The 21,578-nt window shown below is 64.8% G+C and carries 17 protein-coding genes and 1 pseudogene; 6 read left to right on the top strand and 12 right to left on the bottom strand.

The genetic code is table 11. The features are described 5' to 3' along the window. Positions 1–4 precede the first annotated feature (4 nt). From ccoN to EDE08_RS02430, 3 genes are all read right to left on the bottom strand, one after another. On the bottom strand, positions 5–1,654 hold the full coding sequence (gene ccoN, locus EDE08_RS02440) for a cytochrome-c oxidase, cbb3-type subunit I (protein WP_131866806.1): 1,650 nt from the start codon (positions 1,652–1,654) through the stop codon (positions 5–7). Between the two features lie 343 nt (positions 1,655–1,997). Further along, positions 1,998–2,423: a CBS domain-containing protein gene (locus EDE08_RS02435; protein ID WP_131866804.1), complete on the bottom strand. Its 426-nt coding sequence runs from the start codon at positions 2,421–2,423 to the stop codon at positions 1,998–2,000. A 37-nt stretch (positions 2,424–2,460) separates the two neighbouring features. Beyond that, positions 2,461–3,294, bottom strand: a complete 834-nt coding sequence (locus tag EDE08_RS02430) for a universal stress protein (protein ID WP_131866802.1) — start codon at positions 3,292–3,294, stop codon at positions 2,461–2,463. Positions 3,295–3,510: 216 nt separating this feature from the next. Here EDE08_RS02430 and fixL point away from each other — a divergent pair, with 216 nt between their 5' ends. The 4 genes from fixL to EDE08_RS02410 all read left to right on the top strand — a co-directional run bounded on the left by fixL (position 3,511) and on the right by EDE08_RS02410 (position 6,908). Then, positions 3,511–5,028 (top strand): sensor protein FixL, encoded by a 1,518-nt coding sequence (gene fixL / locus EDE08_RS02425; RefSeq protein WP_131866800.1) that lies wholly within the window; start codon positions 3,511–3,513, stop codon positions 5,026–5,028. Positions 5,029–5,031: 3 nt separating this feature from the next. After that, positions 5,032–5,649 (top strand): response regulator FixJ, encoded by a 618-nt coding sequence (fixJ, locus tag EDE08_RS02420; RefSeq protein ID WP_131866798.1) that lies wholly within the window; start codon positions 5,032–5,034, stop codon positions 5,647–5,649. Between the two features lie 43 nt (positions 5,650–5,692). Then, positions 5,693–6,106, top strand: a complete 414-nt coding sequence (locus EDE08_RS02415; protein ID WP_131866796.1) for a response regulator transcription factor — start codon at positions 5,693–5,695, stop codon at positions 6,104–6,106. Positions 6,107–6,209: 103 nt separating this feature from the next. Next, on the top strand, positions 6,210–6,908 hold the full coding sequence (locus tag EDE08_RS02410; protein WP_061878671.1) for a helix-turn-helix domain-containing protein: 699 nt from the start codon (positions 6,210–6,212) through the stop codon (positions 6,906–6,908). 66 nt (positions 6,909–6,974) lie between these two features. On the opposite strand, the gene EDE08_RS02405 is transcribed toward EDE08_RS02410, so the two are convergent. From EDE08_RS02405 to EDE08_RS02390, 4 genes are read right to left on the bottom strand one after another with little or no spacing between them, the layout of a single operon-like run. Continuing rightward, positions 6,975–8,261, bottom strand: coding sequence for an MFS transporter (locus tag EDE08_RS02405; protein ID WP_165935685.1), 1,287 nt, complete (start codon positions 8,259–8,261; stop codon positions 6,975–6,977). Positions 8,262–8,284: 23 nt separating this feature from the next. Next, complete coding sequence (locus EDE08_RS02400; protein ID WP_165935686.1) at positions 8,285–8,803, bottom strand: PRC-barrel domain-containing protein; 519 nt, start codon at positions 8,801–8,803, stop codon at positions 8,285–8,287. 23 nt (positions 8,804–8,826) lie between these two features. Next, entirely contained in the window at positions 8,827–11,031 is a 2,205-nt protein-coding gene (locus EDE08_RS02395) for an amylo-alpha-1,6-glucosidase (RefSeq protein ID WP_131866790.1), read from the bottom strand. Between the two features lie 58 nt (positions 11,032–11,089). After that, positions 11,090–12,853 carry an ABC transporter ATP-binding protein gene (locus EDE08_RS02390; RefSeq protein WP_131866788.1) on the bottom strand — a complete coding sequence of 588 codons (1,764 nt, stop codon included), beginning with the start codon at positions 12,851–12,853 and terminating at the stop codon, positions 11,090–11,092. A 275-nt stretch (positions 12,854–13,128) separates the two neighbouring features. Between EDE08_RS02390 and EDE08_RS02385 the strand changes: the two genes are divergently transcribed. Then, entirely contained in the window at positions 13,129–14,199 is a 1,071-nt protein-coding gene (locus tag EDE08_RS02385) for a glycosyltransferase family 4 protein (protein ID WP_131866786.1), read from the top strand. Positions 14,200–14,365: 166 nt separating this feature from the next. Here the strand turns inward: EDE08_RS02385 and EDE08_RS02380 are convergent, their stop codons facing one another. From EDE08_RS02380 to EDE08_RS02365, 5 genes and pseudogenes are all read right to left on the bottom strand, one after another. Beyond that, positions 14,366–16,294, bottom strand: a complete 1,929-nt coding sequence (locus tag EDE08_RS02380; RefSeq protein ID WP_131866783.1) for an alkyl/aryl-sulfatase — start codon at positions 16,292–16,294, stop codon at positions 14,366–14,368. Positions 16,295–16,500: 206 nt separating this feature from the next. Continuing rightward, entirely contained in the window at positions 16,501–17,781 is a 1,281-nt protein-coding gene (locus tag EDE08_RS39465) for a TRAP transporter large permease (protein ID WP_245524691.1), read from the bottom strand. A 216-nt stretch (positions 17,782–17,997) separates the two neighbouring features. Then, positions 17,998–18,477 (bottom strand): annotated as a pseudogene (locus tag EDE08_RS39460) (TRAP transporter small permease); the annotation flags it as partial. A gap of 149 nt (positions 18,478–18,626) precedes the next feature. After that, positions 18,627–19,628 carry a DctP family TRAP transporter solute-binding subunit gene (locus EDE08_RS02370; RefSeq protein WP_131866779.1) on the bottom strand — a complete coding sequence of 334 codons (1,002 nt, stop codon included), beginning with the start codon at positions 19,626–19,628 and terminating at the stop codon, positions 18,627–18,629. A gap of 198 nt (positions 19,629–19,826) precedes the next feature. Further along, a complete protein-coding gene (locus EDE08_RS02365; protein WP_131867434.1) occupies positions 19,827–20,597 on the bottom strand; it encodes a methyltransferase domain-containing protein in 771 nt (256 codons plus the stop codon). Positions 20,598–20,738: 141 nt separating this feature from the next. Here EDE08_RS02365 and EDE08_RS02360 point away from each other — a divergent pair, with 141 nt between their 5' ends. Next, on the top strand, positions 20,739–21,482 hold the full coding sequence (locus tag EDE08_RS02360) for an SDR family NAD(P)-dependent oxidoreductase (protein WP_131866777.1): 744 nt from the start codon (positions 20,739–20,741) through the stop codon (positions 21,480–21,482). Positions 21,483–21,578 lie beyond the last annotated feature (96 nt).

The raw sequence follows: 21,578 nt of genomic DNA, 5'->3' as shown, positions 1-21,578 counted from the left end.
CTCCTCATTCCGCCGGCTGAAGAGCGACGGGCATCTGGGCTTCCTGTTCGCCGACGCGAACCGTCATCCAGAGATTGTAGGCCATGATCAGCGCGCCGATCAGGAACAGGCCGCCGCCGGCGGCGCGGATGATGTAGAAGGGATGCATCGCCTCGACGGTCTCGATGAAGGAATATTCGAGGAAGCCGAGCGAGGTGTAGGCGCGCCACATCAGGCCCTGGAGGATGCCGGACACCCACATCGCCGAGATGTAGAGAACGATGCCGAGGGTCGCGATCCAGAAGTGCCAGTTGACGAGCTTCAGGCTGTAGAGGCCCTTGCGATTCCAGGCCCACGGCACCAGGCAGTAGAGTGCGCCGAAGGAGACGAAGCCGACCCAGCCGAGCGCGCCGGAGTGCACGTGACCGATGGTCCAGTCGGTGTAGTGGCTGAGCGAGTTGACCACCTTGATCGACATCATCGGGCCTTCGAAGGTCGACATGCCGTAGAAGGCGACGGAGACCACGAGCATGCGCAGCACGGGATCGGTGCGCAGCTTGTCCCAGGCGCCCGACAGTGTCATCAGGCCGTTGATCATACCGCCCCAGGAGGGCATCCACAGCATGATCGAGAAGGTCATGCCCAGCGTCTGCGTCCAGTCGGGCAGCGCCGTGTAGTGCAGATGGTGCGGGCCAGCCCAGATGTAGAGGAAGATCAACGCCCAGAAGTGGATGATCGAGAGCCGGTAGGAATAGATCGGCCGCTCGGCCCGCTTCGGGATGAAGTAGTACATGATGGCGAGGAAGCCGGCGGTCAGGAAGAAGCCGACCGCGTTGTGGCCGTACCACCACTGGAACATGGCGTCCTGGATGCCGCCCCAGGCGACGTAGGACTTCGAGCCGAACACCGAGACCGGGAGCGCGGGGTTGTTGCCGAGATGCAGGACCGCGATCGTCACGATGAAGGCGAGATAGAACCAGTTCGCGACGAAGATGTGGGGCTCCTTGCGCTTGAAGATGGTGGCAAGGAAGACCAGCAGATAGACGACCCAGACGATGGTCAGCCACAGATCGGCGTACCATTCCGGCTCGGCATATTCCTTCGACTGGGTGACGCCGAGCAGATAGCCCGTACCGGCGATCAGAATGAAGAAGTTGTAGCCCAGCACGACGAACCACGGCGCGAGGTCGCCGGCGAGGCGCGCGCGGCAGGACTTCTGCACCACGTAGAAGGAGGTCGCGACCAAGACGTTGCCGCCGAAGGCGAAGATCACGGCGGAGGTGTGCAGCGGCCGCAGGCGGCCGAAGCTGATCCAGGGCAGGTCGAAGTTCAGCGCGGGCCAGGCCAGCTGCGAGGCGATGATGAGGCCGACGAGGAATCCGGCAATGCCCCAGAACATCGCCATGAAGGCGGAGAACTTGATCGGCCCCATGTTGTAGTTCGGGCGGCCGTTGATTTCCTGGGGCGGCAACGCCGCCGGCCGTTCGAAGTAGCGGTTGACGATGAAGAACACCGCAGCCAGGCTCGCCGCCGCGCTGAGCGCGGCGTGAAAGGCGAAGGGCGCATCGAGCGCCTTGGCCGAGGCGATCACGCAAAGAAAAGCGGTGACTGCGAACACGACAGCCAAGCCGCTTTCACCGATGGTCATGGATTTGGGGATGGAGGGCTGGCTCATGCGGATTCTCTCTGAAAGAACACAACGCCAGAAATCACATTCATCCTCTCGGGGAATTGATTGAAATCAAGCTGGATGGATTTCTGTTAATGTGAGGCAATGCGCCGCCAATTCTTCCCGCGCGCACGCATCGCATGCGAGAGTTTGTCCCTGCGGCCATCCTTCGAGACGCCCGCTTGGGGCGGGCTCCTCAGGATGAGGACTGAGTGGGTGGCAACGTTTTCATGACGCGCCGGCGCCGATTAGTCCTGAGGAGGCGCGTAAGCGCCGTCTCGAAGGATGAGGCGGCTAGCGAAGGTTCCACCTCCGTGAAATCACGGAGGTGGACCGAAGGATCCAGACGTCAGTCCCGCGCCGTCGCCTTGAGCGCCGCGATGACGTCCTCACGGGCGATGATGCCGACCAGCTTCTGTGCACCGTCGAGCACGATGATGCTCCTGATGCGGTGCTCGACCATGATCTGGAGCACGCGTGTCAGCCGCGTGTCGGGGCCGACATAGATGAACTCGGGAGTCATGACGTCGCCGATCTTGCGTCTCATCAGGTCATCATAGCGCGGCAACATCTGGGTCGGCGTGAAGGCGAAGCACTTCAGGATGTCGAATTTGGTGACGATGCCGACCACCTGCCCGTCGTCTTCGACCGGATAGGAGTTGAAATCGTCGGTCTCGAACATCTCGCTGAGCTGGAACAAATCGAGGCTGCGCTGCACCGTTTTGACGTTGCGCGTCATGTAGCCGTCGACAGTCTGTTCAAGAAATTTGTACATGACGCGTCCTCCTCGTTCGATACTGACTGGGCGGCGGTCAGTGCGACAGCAGCACGCTCCGGGCGGTTTGCGTGACCAGATACTGGGTGACGCCCCCGAGGATCAGCTCACGAAATCTCGAATGACCATAGGCGCCCGCGACGATCAGGCCGGCACCGACGTCGCCGGCGACCTTCTCCAGATGCGCCGCCGGGCTTTCGTCTCTTGCGGCCTCCGAGACGCGCGCGGTCGCGGTGACGCCGTGACGGCCGAGCCAGGCGGCGACGTCGATGACGCCGGCCATCACGGCCGAGCGGTCGTCGTCCTGCTCTGGAATTCCAACGATGGTGACGTCCCTCGCCTTGCGCAGCAACGGCAGCGCGGCCGCCACCGCCCGCCGCGCCTCCGGCGTGTCCTTCCACGCCACCAGCACGTTGCGCAGGTCGAGCCAGTTGGCCCGATCGGGGACGACGAGAAGCGGACGGCCGGCCTGCAGCACCAGATCCTTGGGGCTCGCGAGCGAGAAAGCATCGGAGAAGGCCGGGCTCCGCCCTCCGCTGACGACGATGTCGGCGCAACGCGCCTGCGCCAGCACGAATCGCGTCGGAAAATCCATTGCGCTGCGCCACTCGACGTGTCCGCCGCGATTCTTCGTCGCTGCGCGGAATTGTGCTTCAAGGTCGGCCAACCGCCGCTTGACCGAAGCTTCGCCCTCGTCGATCAGCGCCTGCGCCTCGGTGCCGTCGGTGAAATAGAGCGGCGGCGCGAACTGCGCTGCGGCGACCCCGACGATGGCAGCCTCGAAGCGCTCGGCGAGTTCCCCCGCGACCTGAAGACGCGCTTCGTTGGGCTGATCGAGCGCCAAGCTGACCATGACGGTCGCGTATGTCATCGGGTATCTCCAGCATCACCAAACTTTCTCAAATCGTAAGCCTGCTGCCGCGCGGCAGGATGAGATAGATCAAACGGGCGTTTTCTGGCTCTCTCGCTGTTCGATGAGAGATACGGCCGCGAATTCAACGTCCGCGCTTGCCTCTGGGCGAGCCTTGGGCGAAATTGCCGTAGCGGTAAAGGCATCCTGCCTGCCCGCTGAGAACAGGAGCAGAGCTTGGCGCCGAACCGCGTGACCCATCCGGCAGACGAGGTTCGTGGCGAGCATTTCCGGGGCCGCATCGAGGGATTCGGGGTGGGCACCTGGGACCTCGATCTGAAGACGCGCGAGCTTGAATGGTCGGAGATGGCCAAGCGGCTGTTTGGCCTCGAGCGGGATCGGGCCGTCAGCTACGATCTCTTTCTGTCCCTGCTCGAGCCGAGCGACCGGGACAATTTCCTGAGGGCGATCGGGCGCACCTCGGAAGGCGGCGGGGAGCTTGATCTGTCCTTCAAGCTCGGCACCGCGTCCGGAGACGGTCAATGGATCCGGGCCAGGGCCGGCGTGATCCGGGACGATTCGGGCACGCCACGTCATCTCAGCGGGATATTCCTCGACATCAACGAGGAAAAGCAGCTCGAGGAGGCCCTGCGCTCCCAGGAGAATCATCTTCGCTCGATTCTCGAAACGGTGCCCGACGCCATGATCGTCATCGATTCGCGCGGCATCATGCAGCTCTTCAGCAGCGCCGCGGAGCGGCTGTTCGGCTACAGCAAGCAGGAAGCCATCGGCCGAAACGTGAGCATTCTCATGCCGGAGCCCGATCAGTCGCGTCATGACGGCTATCTTGCGCGCTACCTCAGGACGAGCGATCCGCACATTATCGGCATCGGCCGGATTGTGACGGGCAAGCGCCGCGACGGCACGACCTTCCCGATGCATCTCTCCGTCGGGCAGACGCAACGCGCGGGCGAGCCCCATTTCACCGGCTTCGTGCGGGACCTCACCGAGCACCAGCGGACCCAGGCGCGGCTCCAGGAACTGCAAGCCGAGCTCGTGCATGTGTCGCGGCTGACCGCAATGGGCGAAATGGCTTCCGCGCTCGCCCACGAACTCAACCAGCCGCTGGCGGCGATCAGCAACTACATGAAGGGATCGCGGCGCCTCCTCGCCGGCAGCAGCGATCCCAACTCGGCGAAGGTCGAAAGCGCGCTCGATCGGGCGGCGGAGCAGGCCTTGCGTGCCGGCCAGATCATCCGCCGGCTGCGCGACTTCGTCTCCCGCGGCGAATCGGAAAAGCGGGTCGAGAGCCTGTCGAAGCTGATCGAGGAAGCCGGCGCACTCGGGCTCGCCGGCGCGCGCGAGCAGAACGTGCAGCTCCGCTTCAGCCTCGATCCTGACGCCGATCTCGTCCTTGCCGACCGGGTGCAGATCCAGCAGGTGCTGGTCAATCTGTTCCGCAATGCGCTGGAAGCAATGGCGCAGTCGCCGCGGCGCGAGCTCGTCGTCGCCAACGCTCGCGTCGCTGACGACATGATCGAGGTTGAGGTTTCCGACACCGGCTCGGGCTTCCGGGACGACGTCATTCCGAACCTGTTCCAGACCTTCTTCACCACCAAGGACACCGGCATGGGCGTGGGACTGTCCATCAGCCGTTCGATCATCGAGGCTCACGGCGGCCGCATGTGGGCCGAGAGCAACGCGGCGGGTGGAGCGACATTCCGCTTCACCTTGCCGGCAACCGACGAGAGCTGAATCATGACGACCAAGGGACATGTCTACGTCATCGACGACGATGCAGCGATGCGGGACTCGTTGAATTTCCTGCTGGATTCCGCCGGTTTCGGCGTCACCCTGTTCGACGATGCCCTGGCCTTTCTCGAAGCCCTGCCGGGCCTCGATTTCGGCTGCGTGGTCTCCGACGTGCGCATGCCCGGCCTCGACGGAATCGAGCTGCTGAAGCGGATGAAGGCGCAGCAAAGCCCCTTCCCGATCGTGATCATGACCGGTCACGGCGACGTGCCGCTCGCGGTCGAAGCCATGAAGCTCGGCGCAGTCGATTTCCTGGAAAAACCTTTCGATGACGACCGTCTCACCGCCATGATCGATTCGGCGATCCGCCAGGCCGAGCCCGCCGCCAAGAACGAAGCCGTCGCGCAGGACATCGCCGCCCGCGTCGCGTCCTTGAGTCCCAGGGAGCGCCAGGTCATGGAGGGGCTGGTCGCGGGCCTCTCCAACAAGCTGATCGCCCGCGAATACGACATCAGCCCGCGCACCATCGAGGTCTACCGGGCCAACGTCATGACCAAGATGCAGGCGAGCAGCCTTTCAGAACTGGTCCGCCTGGCGATGCGCGCCGGCATGCTCAACGATTGAGGCAAGTCAAAGCGCCTTTTCGGGGCCATGCTAACCGGAAAGCATGATCGAGGTCAGCTCACATCGTGCGTGGACGTCGTCCTCCCCACAGCCCACCGTCTTTGTGGTCGACGACGATGCCGCCGTATTGGGATCCCTGCGGTTCCTGCTGGAGACCGACGGCTTCGCCGTGCGGACCTTCAGGAGCGGCACGGCGCTGCTCAATGTCAGCGCGCCCGGACCGGACTGCTACGTCATCGACTACAAGATGCCAGACATCAATGGCATCGAGCTAACCGGCCGCTTGCGCAAATCCGACCGCGACGCGCCTGTGGTCCTGATCACCGGCTATCCCGACGAGAACATCTCGGCCAGGGCGGCGACGGCGGGCATCAAGGACGTTGTTTTGAAGCCGCTACTCGACGAAAACCTGGTCAAGTGCATCCGCCGCGCCATCCAGGACCGCACCCGCGCCTGACCTACGGGATTCTACGTAAGGCACCCTCCTTAAGATATCGCTCGAAATTTTCGAAGCCCCCGATACCGCGTAGGAAAGCGCCATCACAACGGAGATGGCGCAGATGCTGACCCAGACAATCAACACCCAGGCGATCAACACCCAAATCGGTGGCAAGATTGCCCCTGCCCACCCCGTAACCGACCAGTTCGGCGCGATCACGGGCCACGTCGGCCTGGTCGCCACCGAGTTCTCCTACGGCAAGGACGAGGAGATCTACGGCGAGGACGAGGCGTCCGAATACGTCTATCAGGTGGTCACCGGCGCGGTGCGCAGCTACAAGCTTCTCTCCGACGGCCGCCGTCAGATCGGCGCCTTCCATCTCGCCGGCGACGTGTTCGGCCTCGAATCCGGTCCCACTCACCGCCTCGCCGCGGAAGCCATCATCGACACCACCGTCCGCCTCGTGAAGCGCGCGAGCCTCGAGAAGGCCGCCGGCACCGACGTGCAGGTTGCCCGCAAGCTCTGGACGATGACCGCCGGTGAGCTTCGTCATGCCGAGGACCACATGCTGCTCCTGGGCCGCAAGACCGCGATGGAGCGTGTTGCGACCTTCCTGCTCGAAATGGACCGCCGCCTCGCCGTTGCCGGCATGATGGCGCTGCCGATGTGCCGCCGCGATATCGGCGACTATCTCGGCCTCACCCTCGAAACCGTGTCGCGCGCACTGTCGCAGCTTCACGCCCAGGGCATTCTCGGTTTCTCCGGCGCCCGCCAGATCGTGCTGCGCAACCGCCAGCGCCTGCACAATCTCGACGCCTGATCGGTTTTCTCCCCCCGTGACTTGGCCGGCCGAATCCGATTCGGCCGGCCTTCTCCTTTGCCGCGATCAGGCCGTGCGCCGGGTTTCCGGCATCATCACCAGGATCAGAAGCAGCCCCGTCGCGGCGACGCCGGACAGCCCGATGAATGCGGTGGCATTGCCGAACTTATCGCTGACATAGCCGCCGAGCACCGTGCTCAGCGATGCGCCGATGCCGGTCGCAGTCCCCACGATCCCCTGCGCCAGGTTGAAATGACCGCTGCCGAAGGCGACGTCGGCCACGATCAGCGGAATCATGACCGCAAACACCGCCGCGGTGAAGCCGTCGAACACCTGCACCAGCACCAGCAGGTAGGGATCGCGCACGGTCGCAAACAGCAGTCCGCGAATCGTCAACGCGCCGAATCCGATCAGGAGCAGCGGACGCCGGCCCCACGCTTGCGCCTTGCGCCCGACCGTCGGCGACAGCAGCGCCACGATCGCCTGCGGCACGATGATGCAGGCGGCGACGAGCACGGTCGCCCATTGGCTCGACCGCGCCGTCACCGCGCTCGCCATCAGCGGCATCATCGCGGCGTTCGCGAGCTGCAACAACAGCACGCTGAGCGCGAAGACGATGAACGGACGCTGCCGGATCAGGTGCCAGACGTTGGTATCGCCGCGGTCCGCGGCTTCAGGCGGCATCTCGCCGTGACAGCGCCTGATGTCGACCTCGTTCTCGCGGATGCGCGAGAGCGCGATCAGGGTCGGGATCGCGAGCAGGAAAGTGACCAGGAACACGGAGCGGCTCGACAGGAGATAGCCCGCGGTGCCCATCACCGCCGCCGCGACGCCATTGCCCAGCGAGGCGAAGCGCGCGTTGCGGCCGAGCCGCTCGCCGATCGCGAGCGGGCCGACGAGGCCAAGGCTGATCGCGGCGATCGCCGGCCCGAGCACGCAGCTCGCCGCCGCGTGCAAGGTCGCGGCGGCAACCACGACCGGAAAGATCGGCATGGCGGCATAGGCAAGCGCGCAGACGCCGATGGTCGCGATCGCGAGGGCGGCGACCAGGCGCTCCGACTTCGCGGCGTCGATGATCGCGCCGCCCGGCATCTGCCCGATCAACGCGACGATGCCGCCGATTGACAGCACGAGGCCGATCTCGACCTGGGTCCATTTCTGCGTCGTGAGGTAGACCGCGATGAAGGGGCCGAAGCCGGTCTGCACGTCGGCGAGGAAGAAGATGAACCAGTCGAGGCCGCGCAGGCTCTGGCGCGAGGGCGCCGGAATAGCCGCGGCCGACGGCGCGGCGACCTTGTCCTGCTCGGCGCGGGCGCCGTGCTCCGCATGGTTCGGCTTCCTCGACAACAGCACAGGCGATGAGCCCTCCCGGCACCTCACTGGATCGCTTGCAGCGGCTGAAGGCTGCCGGACGCGCCGAGCACGACGATCGGCGTGTCCTCCTTGTATTCCGGCGCGGCCGCGACCTGCGCCTTGGTCAATTCCAGCGTGATGCTGTCCTTCTTGTTGGCGATCTTGCCGAAGCGCAGCGCGTTCCAGTCCACCACGATCTTGCGGCTGCCGACGCCGAGAAAGCCGCCGAAATCAATCGCCGCGGCCCGCACATGGCCGGTGCGATCGACGATGACGTCGACGATACGGCCCATGTCCTCGCCGGCGGCGCTGCGAACGTCGCGGCCGAGCACGCCGTGGGCCTCGCTCGCGCCGATGATGGTCACCGAGGGTGGCGGCGCGGCATCCTTGGGCGTCACCGGAACGGTCGAGACCGGCGGTGCCGTCGGCGGCACGTTCGCTTCATTCCGGCCTGCGGGCTGATCCTCCGCGGCGCGCAATGGTGCGACCGTCAGGCCGGTCACGATCGCCACGCTCAGGATCAACGCTCCGGTCGCACGCATGACACCCTCCTCACGATGCACCGCTAGCGCGCCAGCACGATCGAGACCTGGATCTGGCCGCGTGTGCGCAGCACCTCCAGCGCCACGTCGTCGCCGTGGCGGCTGACGCGAAGATCGACGCTGGATTCGCCGAGGCGCAGATCGCGCAGGATCACCTCGTTGAGGAACGCCGGCAGATGCGGATTGCGCAGGCGAATCTCGCCGCGCGCCACGTCGAACTCGAGGCCGAGCGCCGCCTCCAGCAGCGTGAACGGCGTCGCGCTGGCCCAGGCCTGCGGCGCGCAGGCGACCGGGTAGAGCGTCGGGCCGCGCCGCTTCTCGCGCCGGAAGCCGCAGAACAATTCGGGCAACCGGCGCAGGTCCATATAGGTCGCGGCATCGAACAGCCCCTTGAAGACATGCGCCACTGAATGCTTGAGGCCGTAGCGCGCGAGCCCGAGCGCAATCAGCGCATTGTCGTGCGGCCAGATCGACCCGTCATGATAGGACATCGGATTGTAGCGCACCTCGCCCTGCGCGACGGTGCGAATGCCCCAGCCCGAGAAGAAATGCGGCCCCATCAGATCGGCGGCGACGAGGCGGGCGCGATCCTCACGGATCATGCCGCTAAACAGGACCTGCCCGGCGTTCGAGGTCCGCACCTTGCAGGGCCGCTCCTCGCCGTCGAGCGCGAGCGCATAGGTGCCGAGCTCCTCGCACCAGAACGCCTCCTCGAAGCGCTCGGCGAGTGCTCTGGCTTCGGCCTCGAGCTTGCGCGCGCGGTCCGGCTTGCCGAGCCGCAGCGCGCAACGCGCCGCGAGCTGCTTCGCAGCAAAAACGTAGCCCTGGACCTCCGCGAGCGCGATATTGCCCTCAGCAAGCTGGCCGTCGGCATGGAAGATCGCGTCGTAGGAATCCTTCCAGCCCTGGTTCGCCAGCCCCTTCTCGGTCGCGCGCTGATATTCGACGAACCCATCCTGGTCGGGATCACCAGGGCCGTCGATCCAGGCCAGCCCCGCCTCGATCGCCGGCCACAGCTCGATCAGCGTAGCCTCGTCGCCGGTGCGCTCGAAATAGCTTCCCGCGAGCAGCACGAACAGCGCGGTCGAATCGACGCTGCCGTAATAATGCGCGAACGGCACCTCCCCGAGCGCCGCCATCTCGCCGCCGCGCATCTCGTGCAGGATCTTTCCGGGCGCAGCATCCGCGAGCGGGTCGATCGCCCTGGCCTGGAAATGCGCGAGCCGGCGCAGGACCCCCTTGGCGACGCGCGGATCGATCCAGAGCATCTGGAGCGCCGTGATGAGGCCGTCGCGGCCGAAGGTCGTCGAGTACCAGGGGATGCCGGCATAGGGGTAACGCCCCTGCGGCGTCTCGGTCATCAGCATGTTGAGGTCGGCCATGGCCTGGCACAGCACCTCGTTGAAGATGTTGTTGGAGGTCTCGATGCTGGCCGCGCCCATGGTCGACTGCCGCATCTCGCGGCGGTGCGCCAGCAGGCCCGGGAAGAACCGTACCGGCTTTTCCGTCACCGGCCGGTTGCAGGACACGGCCACGAACAGCGATTTGGCCTGGTGCGGCTCCAGGTCGAGCTCCCAGGTCGCGGCATTGGCCGAGAGCCGCGTCGGACGCGGATCGAAATGCAGTCCGGTGGTACGTTCGGCCTCGTCGAGGCCGCGATATTCGAACAGGACGTGGGTCGGCCCGAGCAGCCGGCTGGTTCCGATCCCGCGGCGCGGCCGCCGCTCGCCGCGGACCTCGAACAGATCGGCGAAGTCGTTGCCGAACAGCAGCGTCAGGTCGACGCAGGCGCGCCGGTCGCCATGGTTCTGCACGCCGATGCGCTGATAGGCCGTGCCGCGCCACAGGAAGACCGTGCGCACGATGTGCAGCAGGTCCTTCTGGAGAACGAGGCTGCCCTGCCGGTAGATGTCCGGATTGGTGAGATCGACGGTCAACGCCGAATTGTCGTCGCGCAGGTTCGAGCCGAGCAGCAGCGGCTGGAGATCGTCGAGCACGAGCTCGAGCCGCGCGAGGTAGCGCGTATCGTGATGGAACAGGCCGTCCGGCCCGCCGGCGGATGCGCCGATGTCGCCATGGCTGTCGAGCACGATGAAAGTGTCATCGTGCTTGAGCGAACGCCGCGGCCGTGCCGACGGCCCCGTCATCGGAATATAGAAGGGTTGTTCCGCGACCTGTTCCGAGGTCCGCGTCACGGAGACGAATTGGGTGACGGCTTCGGCCGACATGAGCTGCTCCCCTGCGCCTGTTTCAGAACGCAACCGACTCGAGAACGCGACTATTGGTTTACGCGGCAGCTTGCGCGAGCCGGCTCATTTCCTGCGTGACCAGCTCACGATACGGCCCGTGGCCCTGCATCAGACGCTCGGGCGAGCCGTCCTCGATGATCTTACCATTTCTCAGCACCACCACGCGGTCGAAATTACGCAGCGTCGCCAGCCGATGGGCGATCGCTATCACGGTGCGGCCGCGCATCAGGCGCGACAGCGCCTCGCGGATCGCCTCCTCGGACTCGCTGTCGAGCGCGGCAGTCGCCTCGTCCAGCAGCAGGATGGGCGCATCCTTCAGGAAGGCACGCGCGATGGCGATGCGCTGGCGCTGGCCGCCGGACATCTTGACACCGCGGTCGCCGACCATGGTGTCGAGGCCGTCAGGCAGGCTCTCGACGAAGTCGCAGCGCGCAGCGATCGCCGCGCGCAGCACTTCGTCGTCGGTCGCATTCGGCCGGCCGTAGCGGATGTTCTCGCGAATGGAGCGATGAAACAAGGAAATGTCCTGGGGCACGACGGAGATCGCCTCGCGCAGGCTCAGCTGCGTCACCTTGGAGATGTCTTGGCCATCGATGGTGACGCTGCCCTCGTCGACGTCGTAGAAGCGCTGGAGCAGCGTGAACAGGGTCGACTTGCCGCCGCCGGAATGCCCGACGAGGCCGACGCGCTGGCCTGGCTGGAGGCGCAGGCTGAACCGCTCGAAGATCTTCTCGCCGCCGGGATAGCCGAAGGTGACGTTGTTGAACGCGATTGCAGCGCCGCTCTTCACCAGAGGCTCGGCCTCGGGGTGGTCGCGCAATTCGTGCGGCACCAGCAGCGTGGCGATCGCCTCGGTCAGGCGTGCGACGTGCTGGGTGACATCGACCAGCGCCACCGCAAGATCGCGCGTGGCGCTCAGAATGGAGATGCCGAGCGTACAGACCAGCACGACATCGCCGGTCGTCGCCTGACCCTTCTGCCACAGCGTGATTGCCCAGGCCATCAGCGCGATCGTCAGAAGCACGGTGATGGCGGCATGCAACAGCCGCAGCTTTTCCAGATAACGCAGGCTGCGGCTTCGCGCGGTGAGCTCCCGGTTCACCGTCGCGTCGAACCGCTCATGCTCGTGGCCGATGCCGCAGAAGGCACGGACAAGGGGCATGTTGCTGATGACATCGATCATCTCGCCGTCGACCACCGCGGCCTTGTCGGCGAAATCGTCATGCAGCGGCTTACCGGCGGCTGCCAGATGGAACATCGCAACCACCATGCCGCCGGCGATCACGACCAGGCCGAGGGCCATGTAGGGACTGACGGTTCCAATCAGGGCAATTGCCGCAATTGTGGCAATGCACGGCGGTAACACGTTCCAGACGAACATATTCTCGACGGTGAACACCGCATTCGACGTCGCCGTGATGCGGCTTGTCAGCATGCCGGGCATCCGGTCCGAGAAGTAGCTCGGTGCATGTCCGGTCAGATGACGAAATATGTCACGCCGTAAATCACCCGTGACACGCACGAAGGTGAAGCTCGCCGTCCAGCTGGCGATCCGCCACAGGAAGTTGTCGGCCGCAATCAGCGACATGAGCAGAATGAATGCCAGCCATACGCTGCCGCCCTGCCCCGGTCCGGCGGACAGGCTGTCGACCAGGGATTTGACGCCGTACTGGGTGCCCACTGAGCAGGCAACTGCCGCCACGACGGCGGCCAGGATCACCAGATGCGAGGCGAGACGACGCCGGAGATAGCGCAAGACAAAGGCAAATGGCCTGCGCGCGTATCCAGAAAGCTGATCCATATGGCTATCGCCCCGTTATGCTGATTTTCGTTTTCGTTACTGGCCGAGTGAACATCGACCGCTTCGCCTCGGTTCCCGGGCAACGTCATCACGACATGCGGATGCGGGCGATGTGCGAAGATCTGGTGGCAGCATCGCGACGGTCCCTCGACGTGTCGAATATGTAACGTTTGAAGAAAGGAACTTCGCAAGTGCGGGAACGTTCCCTTGGCTGGCATAGCCGGTGCCGACACGCGGGGGCTTCCAACGTTCATGATCGCAGAGGAGATGGTGAGATGCGCATCGCGCAGGTAGCTCCGTTGACGGAGGCTGTTCCACCCAAGCTGTATGGCGGCACCGAGCGGGTGGTGCATTGGTTGACGGAGGAGCTGGTAGCCCTTGGACACGACGTGACATTGTTCGCCAGCGGCGACTCGCAGACATCAGGCAAGCTGGATGCATTGTGGCCGAAGGCGCTCCGTCTCGACGGTTCCGTGCGCGATCCCAATGCGCTGCACATGGTGCTGCTGGAGCGGGTGCGGCAGAAATGTGACGACGAGGAGTTCGACTTCCTCCATTTCCATCTCGACTATTATCCGTGGTCGCTGTTCCACCGGCAGCCGACGCCATTCGTGACCACGCTGCACGGCCGGCTCGACCTGCCGGAGCATCAGCCGGTCTTCAAAACCTTCTCCAAGATGCCCGTCATCTCGATCTCCAACGCGCAGCGGCGGCCGGTGCCGCAGGCGAACTGGGTGACGACCATCCACCACGGCCTGCCGGAGACCCTGCTGACGCCGAAGCCGGCGAAACAGGAATATCTCGCCGTGCTCGGCCGCATCGCGCCGGAAAAAGGCGTCGACCGCGCCATCAAGATCGCGACCCATTGCGGCATTCCGCTCAAGATCGCGGCCAAGGTCGATCGCGCCGACCAGGATTATTACGACGAGCTGATCCGGCCGATGATCGAGAACAATCCGCTGATCGAGTTCATCGGCGAGATCAGCGATCACGAGAAGTCGGACTTCCTGAGCGGCGCGCTCGGCCTCCTGCTGCCGATCGACTGGCCGGAGCCGTTCGGCCTCGTCATGATCGAATCCATGGCCTGTGGGACGCCGGTGGTTGCCTTCAACCGCGGCTCGGTTCCGGAGATCATCGACGATGGGCTGACCGGCTTCATCGTCGAGGACGTGATCAGCGCCGCCGGTGTGGTGAAACGCCTGCCGCAACTCGACCGCGCCGCGATCCGCAAGCAGTTCGAGACCCGCTTCACCGCGCGGCGCATGGCGCTGGACTATCTTGCGGCCTATCGCAGCCTGACCGAGGCACGGACGCCGCGGATCAAGCTGGTGAGCAGCGCGGAGTAGTGCGGAGGCACTTACCACTCTCGTGTCCCGGACGCGCTGCAACGCTCCTAAGCGTTGCGGCGCAGAGCCGGGACCCACGCGGTCGGAGATGCTCGCGGAAACATGGGCCCCGGCTCTGCAGCGCACCGCTGAAGAAGCGCTGCGCTGCGTCCGGGGCACGAGCCCCCTACACCACCACTGCACGCTTCGGCTCCACGATCTCGAACATCCGCGGGAATTCGTCCATCAGTCCCATCAGCTCGGCAAGCTTCATCGGATTGCCCGCGAGCTTGACCTTGCCTGCAGCAACCGCCTCCGGAAAGCTTGTCAGCTTCGCGATCACCTCATCGAGCGTTGCGCGCGCGAGCGTGAAGCTGGCGTCCGCGTTTTCCGCCTGCGCGCCCTCGGTGTAAGTGAGCGCGCAGTTCTCCAGATTGAGCACGAAGGTCTCGCCGGTGTCGGAAAAGCGCCAGTTCAGGACGATGTGCTTGCCTTCCGCCTTGGGACCGTTGAGGCGGATGCCGAGCACGTCCCAAAGCTGCTCCGTGCGCAGCGCCGCCAGCGTCTCGCGCGGCATCGGCGGGCGCGCCGGCACCTTTGGCATGCCCTGGCGCAATTCCTGTGCGCCGAACAGATAGGCGTTGCGCCAGGTCGCGCTCTCGGCGGCATAACCGAGCTGCTCCAGCGTATCGGCCAGGAGTGCGCGCGCCGCCGCATGATCAGGCTCGGCAAAGACGAGATGGCCGAGCACCTGCGCGACGAAGCGAAATTCCCCCTGGTCGAAATCGGTGCGCGCCCGCGCCAGGATGGCGTCCGCGCCGCCCATGTACTCGACATACTTCCTGCCCGACTCGACCGGCGGCAGCGGATCGAGATTGACCGGATTGGCATCGTACCAGCCGAGATATTTCTGGTAGATCGCCTTCACATTGTGCCGGATGTGGCCGTAATAGCCGCGACCGTGCCAGGCGCCTTCCAGGCTCTTCGGCAGTTGGATCGTCTCGGCGATTTCGGCCGCGGTCAGGCCGTGGTTCATCAGGCGGATGGTCTGGTCATGCGCGAACTTGTAGAGGTCGCGCTGCTGCCGGATCATCGTGCCGATGCGCTCAGCCCCCCACACCGGCCAATGGTGCTGGCCACACATCGCCTCGGCCTTGCCGTCCCAGAGCTGCAAGGCTTCGCCGAGATATTTCGACCAGGCCAGCGCGTCCCGCACGTCGGCGCCGCGGAACGGCAGCAGATTGTGGAAATTGTGCGTGCAGTTCTCCGCGAGGTTCAACAGCTTGTAGCGCGGAACGAAGAAGTGCATCTCCGCCGGCGCTTCGCTGTTCGGCGCCATCTGGAATTCGAATGCGACGCCGTCGATCACGCGCGTATCGCCGGTCGCCATGATCAGGTCCGTGGGGCGCAGCAGCGCGACGGAGCCAGCCGCCATCGACTTGCCGAGGCCGCAATCGACCTGCCCGCGCGCGCCCTTGGCGAGAAGGGGGCCGAACTGATACTGCGCCCGGCGCAGCATCGCGGGTCCTGCGATGATGTTCTCGGAGACGGCGTGCTCCATGAACAGGTTCGGCGCGATGATCGGCACGCCGCCGGTGGCGAGCGCATCGTCCGCCAGCACGCCGCGCGCGCCGCCCCAATGGTCGGTGTGGGTATGGGTGAAGATGATCGCCGCGACCGGTCGCGTGCCGCGGTGCTTGAAGTAGAGATCGAGCGCGGCGCGGGCGCCTTCGATCGAGGTCAGCGTATCCACGACGATGACGCCGCTGTCACCCTCGATCAGCGTCATGTTGGCGATGTCGAGTCCGCGCACCTGGTAGACGCCGGGCACGACCTCGAACAGGCCATGCTGCATGTTGAGGCGAGACTGGCGCCACAGGCTCGGATTGACCGTGGGCGGTGCCTGCTCGGCGGACAGGAAGCCATAGGGCTCGAGGCTCCAGACCGTCCGCCCTTGCGGATTCGTGATCGTTGCATTCTCGATCGTGCCGAGGAAGCCGCGCGCGGCGTCGTCGAAGTCGCGTGTGTCGGAAAACGGCAAGGCGTTCAGCATCACCGTTTGCTGCGCGATGACGGACGGCGATGCGTCCTTCGGCCCGTTGCTGAGTTCGGTCATGCTCGTTCCTCCAAGACGGAGTTCTCTTCCCTTCTGCCCTTGTGGGAGAAGGTGGCGCGAAGCGCCGGATGAGGGGTTCTTTCCATTCGCAATACTGTTCGTGAGGAGAGAGACCCCTCACCCGGCTCGCCGCTTCGTTGCGATGTACCCTCTCCCACAGGGGGTGTTCCGACCGGGGAGAGGGTGCATTCGTGCCGCTCGCGCCACTACATGCCCAGCAAGCGGGGCAGCCAGAGCGACAGGCCGGGCCAATACGTCACCACGACGAGGAATCCCAGCATGGTCAGCAGCCACGGCCACACCGCGACCGTGAGCTCGGTGATCCCCATCTTGGCGATGCCGGAGGCGACGTAGAGGTTGAGGCCGACGGGCGGATGGCACAGCCCGACCTCCATGTTGACCGTCATCAGGATGCCGAAATGAATCGGATCGATGCCGAGCTTGACCGCGACCGGAAACAGGATCGGCGCCATGATCAGGATGATCGAGGACGGCTCCATCACGTTGCCCGCTATCAGCAGCAGCAGGTTGACGAGCAGCAGGAAGCCGATCCACCCCAGGCCCTGGTCGATCATCCATTGCGCCAGCGCCTGCGGCACGTTCTCGTAGGTCATCAGGAACGAGAACAGCACGGCGTTGGTGATGATGTAGAGCAGCATCGCGGAGAGATTCGCCGATGACAGCAACACGCGCGGAACGTCGCGCAGCCTGAGATCCTTGTAGATGAACACGGCGACGATGAAGGCGTAGACCGCGCTGACGGCGGCAGCTTCGGTCGGCGTGAACAGGCCGCTGTAGATGCCGCCGATCACGATCACGATCAGCAGGATGCCCCAGATCGACTTGCGGAACGCATCGAGACGCTCGCGGAAGGTGGCCTTGCGCATCCGCGGATAGTCGTTGCGCCAGGCCCGGTAGAACGTCGTTGCGCCGAGCAGCGAGGCGAGCGCAAGCCCCGGCACGATGCCGGCGATGAACAGCTTGCCGACCGAGCTGTTGGTGGACACGGCGTAGAGCACCATCGGGATCGACGGCGGGATGAGAATGCCGAGCGAGCCCGACGTCGTGATCACGCCCGCGCCGAACCGCTTCGGAAAGCCTTGCGCGACCATCGCGGGAAGGATCACCGAGCCGATCGCCACGACGGTCGCCGGCGAGGAGCCGGAGATCGCGGCAAACAGCGCGCAGGCGACCACGCCCGACAGAGCCAGACCGCCGTACCAATGGCCGACCAGCGAGGTTGCGAAGGTGATCATCCGCCGCGCCACGCCGCCATGGGTCAGGAAGCTGCCGGCGAGGATGAAGAACGGGATCGCCATGATCTCGAAATTCTCGATGCCGGTGAACAGCTTCAGCGCCACCGATTCCGTTCGCACGTCGGTCAGCGTGAACATGAAGCTGAGCACGGTCAGACCCAGCGCGATCGAGATCGGCATGCCCGTCAGCATCAGCGAGAGCAGCAGCGCGAACACGATGGCGACGCGCACGCCCTGCGGCAGCGTGATGAGATGGCCTGCATGGGCAAAGCAGATCGCGACGATCAGGACCGGCAGCAGCATCAGGATCCAGCCGAGCGGGCTGCGCTCGTCGCGGACGACCTGGCTCGGCGTGACCGGCGCCGGATGCACCGGATCCGCCTCGACACCCTCGACGCCCGCCATGTCGTGATGCGGCAGCTCGCCGGTGCGGTAGAACGACCAGGCGACCTGCAGGAAGCGGAAGCACATCAGGCCGGAGCCGAGCGGGATCGTGAGATACACCATCCACATCGGCGCTTCGAGATCGTTGGATTGCTGGCCGCTCTGCCACATGTGGCCGACGAAGACGGCCCCGAAATAGCCGACGATGGCGGTGAAAAGCGCACCGCACAACAGACCGAAGGTGATGACGCGCCGGCGCGATCCGCCGGGAAGCAGGTTGACGAGCACGTCGACGCCGACATGGATGCCCGTGCGCACGCCGTAGGCGGCGCCGAACTTCGCCATCCAGATGAACATGTAGATGCAGAGTTCCTGTGCCCAGGACAGGTCGAGCGCGGCAAGCCACACGAACACCGCTCGCGCCGGCACGGCAAGGAAGGCGAGATTTCGCGCTTCCGCCCATTTGGCGATGTCGATCGACAGCCCGGCACCGTAGCGGTGCAGCACGGCGACGAAGATGAGCGATGTCGCAGCCGCGATCATCGTCGCGATCAGCCACTCCTCGAGATGATCGAGAAAACGATTCAGCGCGCGCAGCAACTTGGTCCCCCCGGATTGGATCGTTCAAGCGCAACGGCCGGGAGTGCGATCACCCCCGACCGTTGGTATTGTTCTTGTTGGGGCGCAGCCCGTCAGTTCATCTTGACGTCGAGTTCCTTGGCGAGGAGATCGAGCACCTCCGGCCCGACCCGCCCTTTTGCCCATTTATACGTCGGCTGCATCGCCTCCTGCCAGGCCTTGCGGTCGGCGTCGGTGAGATAATGCAGATTGGTCTTCCCCGTCTTCTTGATCTCGGCCAGCGCGTCCTCGTTCTCCTGCCGCGCGATCGAGTTGGTGTAGTCGGTCGCCTCCGTCATCGCCTTGTCCAGCTTGGTGCGGATATCGGGCGGAAGACCTGACCAGAACTTCGAATTGACGATGACAGCATATTGCAGATGCGCGTGATAGGATACGGTGATGTCCTTCTGCACCTCGTAGAACTTCTGCGTGAGGTAGTTTGACGCCGTGTTCTCGCAGCCGTCAACCACGCCGGTCTGCAAGGCCTGGTAAACTTCCGAGAACGCCATGATCTGCGGGATCGAGCCCATGATGCGGAGATACTGGTCGGCGACCTTCGATCCGGAGATGCGGAATTTCAGCCCCTGGAAATCGGTCGGCTTCAGCAAGGGACGGTTGGCGGACAGCATGTGGAAGCCGTTGTCCCAATAGGCGAGCCCGGTGATGCCCTTGGCCTCGAGCTTCTGGAACAGCCACTTGCCGATCGTGCCCTTCATCGCGCTGGCATAGGTCTGGTCGTCCCTGAACAGCCAGGGCAGGTCGAGCGCCTCGAACTCCTTGATGCCGAGCGGCGCGAATTTCGCCGTCGAGGGCGCAAGCATCTGCACCGAGCCGAGCTGCAGCGCCTCGATCTCCTCCTTGTCCTTGTAGAGCGTGGAGTTCGGGTAGACTTCGACCTTGACCTTGCCCTCGGTGTATTTCTCGGCGAGCTCCTTGAATTTCAGCGCACCCTTGCCCTTCGGGGTGTCGTTGGCGACCACGTGGCTGAACTTGATGACGATGGGACTCTGGGCTTGGGCGATGGCGGGAGCCAAGAAAACAGCCGCGGCGGCGACCGCGGCAAGCAGCTTGCGCATGAACGTACCTCCCAACAACTCGGAAACCGGGTTCTTCTTGTTTTTCAGGTCAGTCCTGGCAGCAATCCGCTACCCGAACAACTGGACCCAAGCCCTGTTTGCCGCAGCCAAGCTAACTTGAGGACCGCTGCATGCGCAACCCGGTGTCCGCGCCAGTCCAGAGGGAACGAGCGCTTATGCCGCAATGCGGCACCGCAATTAGCCTTTGCGCTGGGCGACCATGAAGAGGCGGCGGAACGGGAACAGCGTCTGCCCCGCGGCATTCTTCGGATAGGCCTTTGCGACGCGCATCCCATAGGCGGCTTCGAACGCGATCTTCTCCTCGCCTTGCAAGACGTCGAGATAGCGCGTCAGCCAGGTCCCCTTGGTCCATTCCTTCACGGGGTTCTCGCCCTCGAGCACCTGGAGATATTCGGTTTCCCAGACGTCGATGTTGGCCGACATCGGCGCAAGCAGATCGTGATAGAAGGCCGGCCCTTCGACCGGCGGCGGGGTGACGAGATGCTCCACCTTGGACCGCCACGGACCGTCCAGCGCGGTCTCGCCGATCAGCACATGCGAAGGCGCGGCGAAGTTGCGCGGCATCTGCACCGCTAAGATGCCCCCAGGCGCCACATTCTCCATCAGCGACGGAAACAGTGCCGCATGATCGGGCAGCCAGTGCAGTGCGGCATTGGAATAGATCAGGTCGTACTGCCCGGCGGGTCTCCAATGGCCGAGATCCTCATGCGACCATTCCACGTCCGGCGCGGCCTTCCGCCCCGCGGCAACCATCTCGGCCGATCCCTCGACGCCGGTCACGCGCGCATCCGGCCAGCGCTCCCTGATCAGCTTCGTCACGTTGCCGGCGCCGGCGCCGAGATCGGCGATCGCGCGCGGGGCAAAATCCGGAATCCGCATCAGGAGGTCGACGGCGGGCCGGAGCCGATGGCCGGAGAACTTCAGATATTGCTGCGGATCCCAGACCATCATGTCAGCCTTTTCTTTTTCGTGTTTCCTTCGCCGAGGCTCCTGGTTACCACTGCTCGTCTCGGTTCGGCAAATCGCCGCACGCGGGGCGGGGCAGGAAACGAACGGCAAAACGCAAAGCAACCAAGAGAGCGTGCGACCATGGACCTCGGGCTCAAATCGAAAACCGCTGTCGTCACCGGCGCGAGTATCGGCATCGGCCGCGCCATCGCCAAGGGCCTCGCAGCCGAAGGTGTGCGCGTCATCGGCGTGGCGCGCCGTACCGACCTGCTGGCCGAACTGGCGAAAGACGTCGGCGGCGGATTGATCACGCCGTTCGAGCAGGACGTGATGGCCAAGGACGCCGCCGAGAACATTGCGGCCTTCGCGCTGAAGGAGCTCGGCCATGTCGACATCCTCGTCAACAATGCCGGCGGCAGCCGTCCCCTCCCCGTCGATGCGCCCGACAGCAAGTGGGACGAGGCGATCGCGCTGAACTTCACCAGCTATCGCCGCATCGCGCACGCGCTGCTGCCGCAGATGATCGAACGCAAATGGGGCCGCATCGTCAACATCACCGGCAAGTCCGAGCCGGAAGGCCTCAACGCCGCCTTCGCCGCCAAGGCCGCGGTGCACGCCTGGGCCAAGGGCCTGTCGCGCGAGATCGGCGCGCACGGCATCACCATCAACTGCATCCCGCCCGGCCGCATCATGAGCGAACAGATCCGCCGCAACTACGCGCCGGATTATCGCGAGCGTTTTGCCGAGGAGGAAATCCCGGTGGGCTATTGGGGCGAACCGGAAGATCTCGCGGCCCTCGCGGTGTTTCTGGCCTCACCGGTGGCGCGCTACATCACGGGCACGGTGATCCCGGTGGATGGGGGATTGCGGAGATATCAGTTTTAGGGAGGGTACGACTGCGACGCCCCGCGGCCGACGCGATGCGACGGCTTCACGTCGGCAGCGCCGGTTGATCTGGCCAAGGGGTTGGTGATAATTACG

It is taken from the genome of Bradyrhizobium sp. R2.2-H (genome assembly GCF_004346455.1).
GTDB lineage: Bacteria > Pseudomonadota > Alphaproteobacteria > Rhizobiales > Xanthobacteraceae > Bradyrhizobium > Bradyrhizobium diversitatis.
This window is presented reverse-complemented; position numbering and strand designations above follow the sequence as displayed.